Origin of the sequence: Dietzia sp. JS16-p6b (assembly GCF_003052165.1) — a bacterium.
Lineage (GTDB): Bacteria > Actinomycetota > Actinomycetes > Mycobacteriales > Mycobacteriaceae > Dietzia.
The window spans coordinates 2,030,559-2,043,777 of the sequence record NZ_CP024869.1; the positions used below are offsets into that span (position 1 = coordinate 2,030,559).

The following is a 13,219-nucleotide window of genomic DNA, read 5'->3' on the forward strand; positions in this document are numbered from 1 at the left end:
TGCGACACCCTGTCGAACAGGCCGAGACGGCCCGTACCACTCCCTGGAGACCAGATGACCCCTGACCTGACCGCCGCTCCCCTCGTCACACTCGCTGACGGCGTCCTCACCATCCCCGTCTCCCTCGAGGGCAAGGGGAACTCGCTGGACTCCGACGCCGTCACCCAGGCGGGCACCGCGCTGACCGCCCTCCTGTCGGGCGAGATCGAGGCCGGCGCCATCCTCCTGGTGGGGTTGGGAAAGAACTTCTGTGCGGGCGGCAACGTGCCCGGATTCGCCGCGGCCGAGGACCGTTCGGAGCACGTCCGGGAGCTGGCCGACCGGCTGCACGGGGTGGTCCGACAACTCGAGGAGGCGCCCGTGCCGGTGGTGGCCGCGGTGGCCGGGTGGGCGGCGGGCGCGGGACTGTCTCTCGCCCTGGCCGCCGACTTCTCCGTCGGGGGCCCGGACACCCGCCTGCTCGCGGCCTACCCGGGCATCGGCCTGTCCCCGGACGGTGGCATGTCGTGGCGTCTGCCCCGGGCGATCGGGGCGGCGGCGGCCCGGGCGTTCATCCTCGGCAACGAGCCCGTCCACGGGGCGCGGGCCCACGCCATCGGACTGCTCACCACCTTCACGGAGGAGGACGTCTCGACCACTGCTCGCGACCTGGCCGTCCGCCTCGCGAACGGCCCGCGGGCCTCGTACGCCGCCACCAAGGAACTGTTGCGTCGGTCCGGCGAGAGAACACTCGCGGAGCAGCTCGACGCGGAACGGGACTCCATCGCGGCGCTGGCGGTGTCTCCTGACGGGATCGAGGGCGTGGACGCGTTCGTCGCCAAGCGCACCCCGCGCTTCGGCGGGGTCTGAGCGCACCCCGCGTTCCGGCGGGGTCCGAGCGCACCCCTACGTCTGATCCGGCAGCTCGGGCAGCCGCCAGTCGACGGGGTCCACGCCGAGCCGGCACAGCTCGTCGTTCGCGCGGCTGAACGGGCGGGACCCGAAGAACCCACGCGAGGCCGACAGCGGCGAGGGATGCGCGGAGGCGATGACCGGTGTGCCCCCGAGCATCGGCCCGAGGGACTGTGCCTGGCGCCCCCAGAGGATCGCGACCATCGGTCGGTTGCGCTCGATCAGCGCCTCGATCGCCCGCCCGGTGACCTCCTCCCACCCTTTGCGCTGGTGGGAGGCGGGCTGCCCCGGAGCCACGGTGAGCACCCGGTTGAGGAGGAGCACGCCGCTGCGGGTCCAGGCACTCAGGTCACCGTGTGCGGGGCCGGCAGCCCGAGGTCGTCGGTGTACTCGCGGTAGATGTTGACCAGACTCCGCGGCAGGGGGCGGACGTGTCCGTCCACGGCGAAGCTCAGACCGACGGCGTGGCCCGGGGTCGGATAGGGGTCCTGACCCACGATCAGCACGCGGACGTCGTCGAACGGCTGGGTGAACGCGCGCAGGATCCGGTCACCGGTGGGGAGGTGGCCGCGCCCCGCCGAATTCTCCTGGCGCAGGAAGTCGCCCATTCGCCGGATGCGGACCTCGACCGGCGCCAACGCGCGCGCCCACCCCGGTTCGACGAGCTCGTCCAGCGGGCGTCGGCCCGCGTCGCCCCCGAGCACCCGGTCAGTCGATCCGTCGCAGCTCGGAGCGGTACCGCATCGCGTTCTCGTGGTATTTCTGCGTGTTCCCCTCGAGCATCGCCGGGTCCACCTCGTACCCCTCGCGAATCCTCGCGGGCGCCCCCATCGCCATGCGCGCGGGGGGGAGCTCGAACCGGGGCGGGATCAGGCACCCGGCGGCGACGACCGCCCCGGCACCGATCGCGGCGCCGTTGAGCACGATCGAACCGGAGGAGACGAGAGCACCGTCCCCGATCGTCGCCCCCTCGATGTGCGCGTTGTGGCCCACGATGCAGTGCTCTCCGAACACCGTCGGTTCGGTCTCGGTGCAGTGGACGATCGTGCCGTCCTGGATGTTGGTCATCGCACCGACCTCGATGCGCCCGTAGTCTCCGCGGAGGACGGCGGTCGGCCACACCGACACGCCCGGCCCCAGCCGGACGCGGCCGATCACCACGGCGTCGGGGTGCACCCAGGCGTCGGGGGCGATGTCGGGTTCGAGGTCTCCGAGGGCGTAGACGGCCATGCGCTCAGCCTAGTTCGCGCCCCGTGCGGAGTCCCAGCCCCCCGGGGTGCGCGGGCGGCCGTCCAGATAGACGGCCCCGGGGTCCCCCTCGCGGATCGTCCCGATGACGGTGAAGCCCGGGGGCACGGTCGTCCCGGGAGGGAAGGTTCCGAGCAGCCCGTGATCCTCCCCGCCGTCGAGGATCCAGTCCACGATCTGCGCGTCGGGGTCGCCGAGCCCCAGTGCCGCAGCGGCCTCGCCCAGCCGGGGATCGACGGGCAGCGCCCCGACGACGAGGTCCGCGGCCACCCCGGACGCGCGCGCCATCCCGGACAGGTCGCGGAGGAGGCCGTCGCTGACGTCGGTGAGCGCGCTGGCGCCGGCGAGCCTGGCCGCCCTGCCGGAACCGATCGGGGGTTCGGGGACCCTGTGGGCCTGTTGCAGGGCGCCGTCGTGGTGCCCCGCCAGCAGTAGTGCCAACCCCGCGGCGGACCGACCGGGTTCACCGGTGAGCGCGATTCGGTCTCCGGGGGCGGCGCCGTCGATCCGCAGGGGGCGCGCGCCGTCCGGCAGGGTGCCCATCGCGGTGACCCCGACGACGACGAGGGTCGCGCTGGTGAGATCACCGCCCACCACCTCCGCACCGGATCGCGCGGCCTCTCCGTGGATTCCGGCGGCCAGCTCACCGATCTGTTCCATGGTCGTCCTGCCGGGCACCGCCAGGGCCACGAGGACCCGGGAGCAGTCGGCGCCCATGGCCAGGACGTCGGAGACGTTCTGTGCGACGGCGCGGCGACCGATGTCCCGCCACGTGGTCAGGTCCAGACGGAAGTGGGTGCCCTCGACCAGCATGTCCGTCGTCACCACGGTCGCCGCGGCGGGCCCGAGAACCGCCGCGTCGTCCCCGTTGCCCACGGGATCGCCCGAGCCGACCCGCCCCGGCCCGCTCAACACCTCCAGGACCGCGGCTTCCCCGACTTCGGCGACGGTCGGTGGCCGGTCGCTCGCAGCGCTCATCGGTGTCCTCGGTGGTCAGGCGCCGGGAGCTCCGGCGGGTGTCTGTAGCGTTGCCGACAGGCTAGCGGCCGCGACCCGGGCGGCCGATCGCAGGAGAGAGGACGACTCGAGGTGCGCACCACGGAGACGAACTCGGGGGACCGGCACGACGCGAGGTCATCCGGTTCATCCGGGCCCGCGGCATCGCAGGACCTGACGCCCGACGGTGGACACCGACCACCGGTCTCGACCGTCGTCGTGATCGCGGCGGTCCTGATCCCGCTGGTGTTGCTCGCCGTGGTCCTGGTTCTGGTGCGCAGTATGAGCGACGAGGCCGCCGAGACCGCCGCGAGCGAGCCCGTCACCGCGGTGAGCATCCCGGCCCCCGGCGCCGGATCCGAGGAGTGCCTGTCGCTTCTGGAGTCTCTCCCGGAGTCCCTGGGCGAGGCCGACCGCGTCCCGTTCGTCGAACCCGCGCCCCCGGGCGCGGCGGCGTACCGGTTGCCCGACGCCGAGACCGTCGTCGTCCGCTGCGGTCTGCCCGCACCGCCGACCTTCACGGTCGGGTCGACGCTCCAGGAGGTCAACGGTGTGCAGTGGTTCAACGATCCGGACCCGGATCCGGCCGTGACGTCGTCCACCTGGGTGGCCGTGGACCGGCCGGAGTACATCGCGGTCACGCTCCCCGCGACCGGCGGCACGGGCCCGATCCAGGACCTGTCGGACGCGCTCTCCGCCGTCCTCGAGGCCGTGGAACCGCGGCCCGCGCCGATCAGCTGACCCGCGCGGTCAACACCCGGCCAGCGCGGTCCGCACGAGGGTGTCGAGCAGGGTCCGGTAGTCGACTCCGGAGGCCGCCCACATCTGTGGGTACATCGATATCGGGGTGAATCCCGGCATGGTGTTGACCTCGTTGATCACCGGCCCGTGGTCGGTGACGAAGAAGTCGACGCGGCTCAGCCCACGCGCGTCCAGGGCGTGGAACGCCTCGACGGCCAGGGCCCGAAGGCGATCGGTCTCCGCGGCGGGGAGCCGCGCGGGCAGGTCGAACGTGCAGACGTCGTCGAGATACTTCGTGTCGAAGTCGTAGAAGGAGTCGCCCTCCGTCTCGCCGTCCAGACCGGTCGGCTCCCCGGGGATGTGCAACTCGGCGGGCAGGCTCGCCTCCACCCGGCCGTCCGGATACTGCAGAACGCCGCATTCGACCTCGCGACCCACGATGGCCGCCTCGATGATGACCTTGGGGTCGAACCGGCGGGCCTCGGCGATGGCCGCGTCGAGTTCTCCCCGGTCGCTGACCTTGGTGATCCCGATGGACGACCCACCGCGGGCGGGCTTGACGAACAACGGCAACCCGAGCCGGTCCACCTCCGACTCCGGCACCGGCCCCGACCCGGGACGCAACACGACCTGCTCGCCGATCGGCAGTCCGGCCGCACCCAACACCACCTTGGTGAACTCCTTGTCCATTCCGGCCGCGCTGGCGAACACCCCCGGGCCCACGTATGGGACGCCCGAGAGCTCCAACAGCCCCTGGACGGTGCCGTCCTCCGCATGGGTGCCGTGCATGACGGGGAACACCACGTCCACCCGGGCCACCTCGTCGCCGGCGCGCTCACCGTCCAGGAACCGCAGGACCCCGCGGTCGTCGGCGGACAGGCCGAGTGCCACCCGGGGTCGACCCGGGTCGACCTCCGGCAGCACACGGTCGATGATCCGCAGGCCCGAGACGTCGTCGGGACCCAGGGTCCACGTCCCCGATCCGGTGATCCCGACCGGGACCACCTCGTAGACGGCTGGGTCGAGGTGTGCCATGACGGCACCGGCGGACACGCAGCTGACGGAGTGCTCCGAGCTACGCCCGCCGTACAGGACGGCAACGGTGATGCGATTCACCGGGCCGAGGCTACTCGGGCTTGGTGCTGCGTCTCATGAGGCGCACCGCCACCTCGACGGCGTCGCCCCCCTCGTGGCAGATCTCGTGGACGGCCTCGGTCAGGGGCATCTCGACCCCTACCTGCCGGGAGAGCGCACGGATCGACGTACAGGACTTGACCCCCTCCGCGACCTGGCCGTTGGTGGCCTCCTGTGCCTGCTCCAGGGTCTCGCCCCTGCCCAGTCGCTCTCCGAAGGTGCGGTTGCGGGACAGCGGCGAGGTGCAGGTGGCGACCATGTCGCCGAGACCCGCGAGCCCCGCGAAGGTCATCTGGTTGGCTCCGAGCGCCACTCCCAGCCTCGTCGACTCCGCCAATCCGCGCGTGACCAACGAGGCCATGGTGTTGTCGCCCAGGCCCATGCCGGAGGCGATCCCACACACGAGCGCGATGACGTTCTTGGTGGAACCGCCGATCTCGCAGCCCACCACATCGGAGTTCGTGTACGGCCGGAAGTAGGGGGTGGCGAAGGCGTCCTGCAGGCGGGCGGCACGGTCGGCGTCCGTGCAGGCGATGACGGTCGCCGCGGGCTGACCCTCGGCGACCTCCCGCGCGAGGTTGGGGCCGGACAGCGCGGCGATCCTGTCCGGCGTCAACCCCGTCACCTCTGCGACGACCTCACTGATACGCATCAGCGTCCCGGTCTCGATACCCTTCGCCAGCGAGATGACCCCGGCGTCGGGCTCGAGGAGGTCGACCCACGTCTCGAGGTTTCCCCTCAGGCTCTGGGACGGGACGGCCAGGACGACCTCGTGGGAGCCCGCGAGGACCTCGGCGGGGTCCGTCGAGGCGGTGACCGTCGCCGGCAACACGGTCTCCGGCAGGTACTTCTCGTTGCAGTGACGCTCGTTGATCCCGAGTGCCACCTCGTCACGGCGGGCCCACATCACGACCTCCGACCCCGCGTCCGCGAGGACCTTCCCGACGGCGGTCCCCCACGACCCCGCACCCATCACCGCGACCCGCGCCATTTCGCCTCCCGGCTCGTCGTTCACCACCGGGGCCCTCGCCGGTGGATCGTGAGCAAACGCTACCCGGCCCGGCGCGCGCGCGAGGCTCTGCTGGCAGGATGGCGGGCGATGACTACGGTGTCGGGGCACGGGGCGGCGGACGGCGGGTGGACGATCGTCGTCCCCGTCAAGGCGCTCGACCGCGCCAAGAGCCGACTCGCCCGCGCAATGCCCGCGTCCGACCGCCGCGAGCTCGCGCTGGCCATGGCCTCGGACGTACTGAGAACGTGTGTCGCGACCCCCGGTGTCTCACGGGTGCGGGTGGTGACCTCCGATCCTGACGTGGCGGCACTCGCGCGCCTGCTCCCGCTCGAGATCGTCGCCGAGCCGCCCGGCACCGGGGCGTCGGACGACGACCCGCTCAACGCGGCGCTGACCGACGCGATCCGCGGTGTGCCCGGGCCGGTCGGCGTGGTGACCGCCGACCTGCCCGAGCTCGGCACCCCCCAACTGGCCCGCGTCCTCTCGGCGGCCTCCGGGCACCCGCATTCGATCGTCCCCGACCACCACGGTGACGGGACGACCATGGCCTTCTGGACGGGCCCGGTCGAGGAGCGCCGGCCCCGTTTCGGGTCGGCGTCGGCCGCTCGACACGTCTCCGAGGGTGGCGCGGTGGCGCTCGAGGGCGCCGACCCGTCGGGCGCGTCCGGTCGCGACGTCGACACCCCCGAGGACGTCCTGGCGTTGGCCGGGCGGTCGGTGGGCGAGGCCACCGCCGCCGTGATCGGGACCCCCTCCGAATGTCAACGTCCTCACGCCGCGGGTGTATCGGCAACAATGGTCCGGTGACCGCAGACGATCCCGTGCTCGAGCAACTCCCCCGACCCCGTGACCGCTACCTCAACCGAGAACTCAGCTGGCTCGATTTCAATGCCCGGGTGTTGGCCCTGGCGGGCGAGAAGGATCTGCCGCTACTCGAGAGGGCCAAGTTCCTCGCGATCTTCGCGTCGAATCTGGACGAGTTCTACATGGTGCGGGTGGCCGGCCTCAAGCGCCGCGACAAGACGGGGCTGTCGGTCAGGTCCGCCGACGGACAGACCCCGGCCGAGCAGCTCGGCCGCATCAGCGTCCGCACGCGGGAACTCTGCGACGAGCAGACCCGGTTGTTCCACGACGAGATCCGGCCGGAGCTCGAGGACCACGGAATCCGCATCCTGGCCTGGGGCGAGTTGACCTCCGACGAGCAGTTCTCGCTCGCGGAGCTGTTCCGGAACTCGATCTTCCCTGTGCTCACCCCCCTCGCCGTGGACCCCGCGCACCCCTTCCCCTACATCTCCGGGCTCAGCCTCAACCTGGCGGTGATCATCCGCGACATCGGTTCGGGTCAGGAGCACTTCGCCCGGGTCAAGATCCCCCACAACGTGCCCCGGTTCGTCAGGGTCGACCGGGGTGTCGAGGACGAGTACTCGTTCGTCCCGGCGGAGGAGATCATCGCCGCGCACCTCGGCGATCTGTTCCAGGGGATGGAGGTGGTGGAACACCACGTCTTCCGTGTGACCCGCAACGCGGACATGGAGGTCGAGGAGGATCGTGACGAGGACCTGCTGCAGGCGCTCGAGCGCGAGCTCGCCCGCCGACGCTTCGGATCCGCCGTGCGTCTGGAGATCGCGGAGGACATGACCTCCCGGATGCTCCGGATCCTGCAGCACGAACTCGATGTGGACTCGGAGGACGTGATCCGGTTCTCGGGCCTGCTCGACCTGACGGGGCTGTGGCAGCTCCACGGCCTCGATCTGCCCGATCTCAAGGACCCGGCGATGGTCCCCGCGACTCCCCCGGCGTTCGGCGAGCGTGAGACCGCCCGGAACATCTTCGCCTCCCTCCAGGAGGGAGATGTCCTGGTCGAGCACCCCTACGACTCGTTCGCCACCACGGTCCAGCGGTTCATCGAGCAGGCCGCGGCGGACGACAACGTGCTGGCGATCAAGCAGACCCTCTACCGGACCTCCGGTGACTCCCCCATCGTCAACGCGCTCGTGGACGCGGCGGCGGCCGGCAAGCAGGTGGTGGCGCTGGTCGAGATCAAGGCCCGGTTCGACGAGCAGAACAACATCCGCTGGGCACGCGAGCTCGAACAGGCCGGGGTCCACGTGGTCTACGGGCTTCTGGGACTCAAGACGCACTGCAAGACCTGCCTCGTGGTGCGCAAAGAGGGCGACCGGCTCCAGCGTTACGCCCACATCGGTACCGGGAACTACAACCCCAAGACGGCGCGGTTGTACGAGGACGTCGGGCTGTTCACCGCGGACGAGGACGTCGTGTCGGACCTGACGGACCTGTTCAACCACCTCACCGGGTTCTCCAACGTGTCCAAGTACCGGCGGCTGCTCGTCGCGCCCGAGGGCATCCGTTCGGGGATCATCGAGAGGATCGACCGGGAGATCGGCTTCGCCGCCGAAGGACGAGAGGCGGGCATCCGGCTCAAGGCCAACGCACTGGTCGACGAACAGATCATCGACGCCCTCTACCGTGCCTCACAGGCGGGCGTGCAGGTGGACATCGTGGTCCGCGGGATCTGCGCTCTGCGCGCCGGCGTTCCCGGGCTCAGCGAGAACATCCACGTCCGATCGATCCTCGGCCGCTTCCTCGAGCACTCGCGGATCCTGAACTTCCGAGGGGCCGACGAGGTGCTCATCGGCAGCGCCGACATGATGCACCGGAACCTCGACCGCCGCGTCGAGGTGATGACCACCGTCACCGACCCCCGGCTCAAGGTGCAGATCCACCGCATCCTCGATTCCGCGCTGGACCCGGCCACCCGCAGCTTCCACCTGCGGCCCGACGCCACCTGGGCACGGATGCCCGACCCCGGGGACCGGTCCGACTCGGTCGACCACCAGGAGCGCATGGCCTCCGTGCACGCGGGATTCCGGGACCGATGAGCAGGAAGTCGACCAGTGGCGACCGCGTCAGGGTCGTCCCCGCTGCGGGAGCGGTCCTCTACCGCATGGAGAACGGGGAGGCCCGCTGCGCCGTGGTCCACCGTCCCCGGTACGACGACTGGTCGCTGCCCAAGGGGAAGGTCGATCCCGGCGAATCGCTGCCGGTGACGGCGGTGCGGGAGATCGAGGAGGAGACGGGCCACACCGCCGTCCTCGAATCGAGGATCGGGACCACCGCGTACCCCCTCAAGGAGAACACCAGAAAGGAGGTCACCTACTGGTCCGCTCGGGCGACCGGGGGTGACTTCGAGCCGAATTCCGAGGTCGACGAGATCAGGTGGCTTCCGGTGGAGGAGGCCAGGGATGTGGTCTCGTACGGCCTGGACCGGAAGATCCTCGGCCGCTTCTCCGCGGCCCGGCCGGTGGACTCGGTGCTCCTGCTGGTCCGACACGCCAAGGCGGGGAGCCGCTCCGAGTGGAGTGGGGACGACTCCGCGCGTCCACTCGACAAGACCGGACGGACCCAGGCCGAGCTCCTGGCACCGATGCTCAGAGCGTTCGGTGTCCGTAGGCTGTACAGCGCTCCGCGGGTGCGCTGCGAGCAGACGGTGGGCCCCCTCGCCGACGAGCTGCGGGTCGGGGTACGCCTCGAGCCGGCTCTGAGCGACGAGGCCTACCTCGACGACCCCGTCGCCGCCCGCACCAGACTGATCGAGATCGCCGACGGCGACGGTGTCGCGGCGGTGAGCTCGCAGGGGACGGCCATACCCGGGCTGATCGGGGACCTGTCCCGGCTGGCCGGGCTCGACGTGCCCGACACCTCCACCAAGAAGTCCGGGACATGGGGGCTGGGGTTCGCGGACGGGAGGCTGACGTTCGCCGACTACTACCCGAGCCCGCTCCCCGCGAGGTGAGGCGGCCGCTCAGCCGACCTTGTCGCGGTGGTTCACGCCGTTCTTACCGACTCCGCCGAAGGACTGGTGCGAGCTCGTGCGCTTAGCCGCGAGGCGGCCCTCGGGGAGCGTCTCGGAGCCCTGCACGACGGACTTGAAGTACTGGCCGGGACGGAACGCCGGCGAGTAGGTGGGCGGCACCGGGATGGACTCCCCGGTGTGCGGGTTGCGCGCGACCCTGGCCGCACGTGCGCGCTTCTCGAAGATGCCGAATCCCATGATGGTGATCGACTCACCCGCCGCCACCGCCCGCACGATGATGTCGAGAGTGTTCTCCAACGCCTCTGTGGCGAGCTGGTGGTCTCCGTCCATCCGTTCCGCCAGCTCGGCGATCAGATCGGCCTTGTTCACGGGTGTCCCCCTAGAGATGAGTACGCCGACGCGGCAGAGAACCGCGCCACATGAAGATAAGCATACTCACACGTTGCCGTCTCGGGGGTCGTTCCGGACGAGCCTCCGTGATCCGCCGGTCACCCCCGGCCGGGCACGGTGGTGACCGGCTTGAACGACGGTCGACGCGTCTCGAACTCGGCGATCGCCTCCGCTTTCCGTAGCGTGAGACCGATGTCGTCCAGCCCCTCCATGAGACGCCACCGGGTGTAGTCGTCAATCTCGAACGGGACGGTGACCTCACCCGCGGTCACGGTCCTGGACCCGAGGTCGACGGTCAGCTCGATGCCAGGACGCTCGTCCATTATCTTCCACAACAGATCGACGTTCTGCTGCTCGACCTGCGCTGCCACCAGACCGGACTTGCCCGAGTTTCCCCGGAATATGTCGGCGAACCGCGAGGAGATGACCACGCGGAAACCGAAGTCCTTCAGTGCCCACACCGCGTGCTCGCGGGATGAACCGGTGCCGAAGTCCGGGCCCGCGACGAGCACGGAGGCCCGGTCGTACGGGGCGCGGTTGAGAACGAAGTCGGGTTCGTTCGCCCGCCAGGACGAGAAGAGTCCGTCCTCGAACCCGGTGCGTGTGACGCGCTTGAGGTACTCGGCGGGGATGATCTGGTCGGTGTCCACGTTGGACCGGTGCAGCGGGGCCCCGATGCCGGTGTGGGTGATGATCGGCTCCATGTGGATCAGGCCCCCTTCGCGGGCTCGAGATCTGCGGGCGAGGCCAGCCGCCCGACGACGGCGGTGGCCGCGGCGACCGCCGGGCTGACGAGATGGGTCCGGGCGCCCTTGCCCTGGCGACCCTCGAAGTTGCGGTTGGAGGTCGAGGCGCAGCGCTGACCCGGCTCCAGCGAGTCCGGGTTCATCCCGAGACACATCGAGCAGCCCGGTTGACGCCATTCGGCGCCGAACGCGGTGAACACCTCGTCCAGGCCCTCCCGCTCGGCCAACTGACGCACCTGCATCGATCCCGGGACGACCAGCATCCGCACGCCGTCGGCGACCTCGCGGCCCTCGATGATCTCCGCCACCGCCCTCAGGTCCTCGATGCGTCCGTTGGTGCAGGACCCCACGAAGACCACGTCCACGGGGATCTCACGCAGAGGGGTCCCGGCCTGTAGATCCATGTACTCGAGCGCGCCCTCGGCGGCGATGCGGTCGCTCTCGTCCCCGAAGGACTCCGGATGCGGGACGGAGGACCCGAGGGGCGCTCCCTGACCGGGGTTGGTCCCCCAGGTGACGAACGGGGTGAGGGCCGAGCCGTCGATCACCACCTCGGTGTCGAACACCGCGTCGTCGTCGGTCCTCAGACCGTTCCAGTACTCGACCGCGGCGTCCCACTCCTCGCCCACCGGAGCGTGTGGACGCCCCTTCAGATAGTCGTAGGTGGTCTGGTCCGGGGCGATCATCCCGGCCCTGGCGCCGGCTTCGATGCTCATGTTGCAGATGGTCATCCGCGCCTCCATCGAGAGCTTCTCGATGGCCTCTCCGCGGTACTCGATGATGTGCCCCTGTCCCCCGCCGGTCCCGATCTGGGCGATCACCGCGAGGATGAGGTCCTTGGCCGAGACCCCCGGCTGCAGCTCGCCGGTGACGGTGACGGCCATGGTCCGGAACGGCCGCAGCGACAGCGTCTGGGTGGCCATGACGTGCTCGACCTCGGACGTACCGATACCCATCGCGATGGAGCCGAAGGCACCGTGCGTGGAGGTGTGGGAGTCGCCGCACACGACCGTCATGCCGGGTTGGGTCAGCCCGAGCTGGGGTCCGATGATGTGGACGATGCCCTGACCCGGATCACCCATCGGGTACGCCCGGACGCCGAACTCCTCACAGTTGGTGCGCAGCGTCTCGATCTGGGTGCGCGAGACGCGGTCGGCGATGAGGTCGACGGCGCCACCGATGATGTCGGTCGGGACGTTGTGGTCCTCGGTCGCGAGGGTGAGATCCGGACGACGCAGACCGCGGCCCGCCAGCCGCAGTCCGTCGAAGGCCTGGGGGCTGGTGACCTCGTGGATCAGGTGGAGATCGATGTAGATGAGGTCCGGTTGTCGGGCTTCACCCTCCCCCTCGCCCCGGACCACCACGTGGTCGTCCCACACCTTCTCCGCCAGGGTTCGGCCCCGGGCGCCTCCGGACGGTGTCACACTCATCACGCCTCCAGTACCCGCCCCGGGTGACGAACCGATGGATTCTCACCATGTAGGACGCTATAGTCGAACTGTGAGACAGTATAGCGGGATCGGAGTCCTCGACAAAGCCATGACGGTGCTCCACGCGGTGGCCGAGCAACCGTGTGTCCTCGCCGACCTCTGCGAGCGCACCGGGCTCCCCCGGGCCACCGCCCACCGGCTCGCGGTGGGCCTCGAGATCCACCAGCTCCTGTCCCGGAACGACGCCGGGGTGTGGAGCCTCGGTCCCGGGCTGGCGAAACTCGCCTCCCACGCCGCGGACTCCCTGGCGGAAGCGGCGTCCAGCGTCCTGCCGCGCCTGCGCGAGGCGACGGAGGAGAGCGTCCAGGTGTATCGCCGCGACGGCGACCGGAGGATCTGCGTCGCCTCGGCCGAGCCCCCCACCGGCCTGCGGGACACCGTCCCCGTGGGGGCCGTGCTGCCCATGAGCAGGGGGTCGGGAGCGAAGGTCCTGGCCGCGTGGGCCGACCCCGCCACCCAGCGCGCCCTCCTGGCGGACGCCACCTACACCGAGCGGCAGCTGGCCGAGGTCCGGCGACGCGGGTGGGCTCAGTCGATCGCCAAGCGGGAGGCCGGTGTCGCCTCCATCTCGGCCCCGATCAGGGACTCGGCGGGCAGCGTCGTGGCCGCGATTTCCGTCTCGGGCCCGGTGGATCGCATCGGTCGACGCCCCGGGGTGCGCTGGGCGGCCGACCTCCTGGCCGCCGCGGAGGCGATCCACAAGCGGTTGTAGGCCCGGGCACCCTGATTGACCCGA

The 13,219-nt window shown here is 70.7% G+C and carries 13 protein-coding genes and 1 pseudogene; 6 read left to right on the top strand and 8 right to left on the bottom strand.

The features are described 5' to 3' along the window. Positions 1-54: 54 nt before the first annotated feature. The gene (locus CT688_RS09260; RefSeq protein WP_107756665.1) at positions 55-849 is read left to right on the top strand and encodes an enoyl-CoA hydratase-related protein; all 795 of its coding nucleotides are present in this window, start codon (positions 55-57) and stop codon (positions 847-849) included. 36 nt (positions 850-885) lie between these two features. On the opposite strand, the pseudogene CT688_RS09265 reads toward CT688_RS09260, so the two are convergent. From CT688_RS09265 to thiL, 3 genes and pseudogenes are all read right to left on the bottom strand, one after another. Further along, a pseudogene (locus CT688_RS09265) lies at positions 886-1,595 on the bottom strand (uracil-DNA glycosylase). A 4-nt stretch (positions 1,596-1,599) separates the two neighbouring features. Next, positions 1,600-2,121 (bottom strand): gamma carbonic anhydrase family protein, encoded by a 522-nt coding sequence (locus CT688_RS09270; RefSeq protein ID WP_107756666.1) that lies wholly within the window; start codon positions 2,119-2,121, stop codon positions 1,600-1,602. Positions 2,122-2,130: 9 nt separating this feature from the next. Further along, positions 2,131-3,117, bottom strand: a complete 987-nt coding sequence (gene thiL, locus CT688_RS09275; protein WP_107756667.1) for a thiamine-phosphate kinase — start codon at positions 3,115-3,117, stop codon at positions 2,131-2,133. A gap of 111 nt (positions 3,118-3,228) precedes the next feature. On the opposite strand from thiL, the gene CT688_RS09280 reads away from it, so the two are divergent. Beyond that, positions 3,229-3,876: a DUF3515 domain-containing protein gene (locus tag CT688_RS09280; protein WP_107756668.1), complete on the top strand. Its 648-nt coding sequence runs from the start codon at positions 3,229-3,231 to the stop codon at positions 3,874-3,876. Positions 3,877-3,885: 9 nt separating this feature from the next. On the opposite strand, the gene CT688_RS09285 is transcribed toward CT688_RS09280, so the two are convergent. Then, positions 3,886-4,992, bottom strand: coding sequence for a D-alanine--D-alanine ligase family protein (locus CT688_RS09285; RefSeq protein WP_107756669.1), 1,107 nt, complete (start codon positions 4,990-4,992; stop codon positions 3,886-3,888). A gap of 10 nt (positions 4,993-5,002) precedes the next feature. Then, positions 5,003-6,001 carry an NAD(P)H-dependent glycerol-3-phosphate dehydrogenase gene (locus CT688_RS09290; protein ID WP_107756670.1) on the bottom strand — a complete coding sequence of 333 codons (999 nt, stop codon included), beginning with the start codon at positions 5,999-6,001 and terminating at the stop codon, positions 5,003-5,005. 108 nt (positions 6,002-6,109) lie between these two features. Here CT688_RS09290 and cofC point away from each other — a divergent pair, with 108 nt between their 5' ends. Genes cofC through CT688_RS09305 form a run of 3 tightly spaced genes read left to right on the top strand, consistent with a single transcriptional unit; the run spans position 6,110 to position 9,836 of the window. After that, positions 6,110-6,829, top strand: a complete 720-nt coding sequence (gene cofC / locus CT688_RS09295) for a 2-phospho-L-lactate guanylyltransferase (RefSeq protein ID WP_107756671.1) — start codon at positions 6,110-6,112, stop codon at positions 6,827-6,829. After that, entirely contained in the window at positions 6,781-8,922 is a 2,142-nt protein-coding gene (locus CT688_RS09300; protein ID WP_228548856.1) for an RNA degradosome polyphosphate kinase, read from the top strand. Before cofC ends, CT688_RS09300 begins: the two co-directional genes overlap by 49 nt. Next, positions 8,919-9,836, top strand: coding sequence for an NUDIX hydrolase (locus CT688_RS09305; RefSeq protein WP_107756673.1), 918 nt, complete (start codon positions 8,919-8,921; stop codon positions 9,834-9,836). The genes CT688_RS09300 and CT688_RS09305 overlap by 4 nt, the downstream gene beginning before the upstream one ends. A gap of 9 nt (positions 9,837-9,845) precedes the next feature. Here CT688_RS09305 and CT688_RS09310 read toward each other — a convergent pair whose 3' ends face one another. The 3 genes from CT688_RS09310 to leuC form a co-directional block, all read right to left on the bottom strand. After that, complete coding sequence (locus tag CT688_RS09310) at positions 9,846-10,226, bottom strand: HU family DNA-binding protein (protein ID WP_107756674.1); 381 nt, start codon at positions 10,224-10,226, stop codon at positions 9,846-9,848. Positions 10,227-10,345: 119 nt separating this feature from the next. Further along, the gene (leuD, locus tag CT688_RS09315) at positions 10,346-10,951 is read right to left on the bottom strand and encodes a 3-isopropylmalate dehydratase small subunit (protein ID WP_107756675.1); all 606 of its coding nucleotides are present in this window, start codon (positions 10,949-10,951) and stop codon (positions 10,346-10,348) included. Between the two features lie 5 nt (positions 10,952-10,956). Beyond that, positions 10,957-12,423, bottom strand: coding sequence for a 3-isopropylmalate dehydratase large subunit (gene leuC / locus CT688_RS09320; RefSeq protein WP_107756676.1), 1,467 nt, complete (start codon positions 12,421-12,423; stop codon positions 10,957-10,959). Positions 12,424-12,493: 70 nt separating this feature from the next. Here leuC and CT688_RS09325 point away from each other — a divergent pair, with 70 nt between their 5' ends. Next, complete coding sequence (locus tag CT688_RS09325) at positions 12,494-13,195, top strand: IclR family transcriptional regulator (RefSeq protein ID WP_197431399.1); 702 nt, start codon at positions 12,494-12,496, stop codon at positions 13,193-13,195. Positions 13,196-13,219 lie beyond the last annotated feature (24 nt).

Coding starts and splice junctions, on each gene's coding strand:
- CT688_RS09260 (WP_107756665.1), top strand. CDS start 55: ATGACCCCTGACCTGACCGCCGCTCCCCTCGTCACACTCGCTGACGGC.
- CT688_RS09270 (WP_107756666.1), bottom strand. CDS start 2,121: ATGGCCGTCTACGCCCTCGGAGACCTCGAACCCGACATCGCCCCCGAC.
- thiL (WP_107756667.1), bottom strand. CDS start 3,117: ATGAGCGCTGCGAGCGACCGGCCACCGACCGTCGCCGAAGTCGGGGAA.
- CT688_RS09290 (WP_107756670.1), bottom strand. CDS start 6,001: ATGGCGCGGGTCGCGGTGATGGGTGCGGGGTCGTGGGGGACCGCCGTC.
- cofC (WP_107756671.1), top strand. CDS start 6,110: ATGACTACGGTGTCGGGGCACGGGGCGGCGGACGGCGGGTGGACGATC.
- CT688_RS09300 (WP_228548856.1), top strand. CDS start 6,781: ATGTCAACGTCCTCACGCCGCGGGTGTATCGGCAACAATGGTCCGGTG.
- CT688_RS09305 (WP_107756673.1), top strand. CDS start 8,919: ATGAGCAGGAAGTCGACCAGTGGCGACCGCGTCAGGGTCGTCCCCGCT.
- leuD (WP_107756675.1), bottom strand. CDS start 10,951: ATGGAGCCGATCATCACCCACACCGGCATCGGGGCCCCGCTGCACCGG.
- leuC (WP_107756676.1), bottom strand. CDS start 12,423: ATGAGTGTGACACCGTCCGGAGGCGCCCGGGGCCGAACCCTGGCGGAG.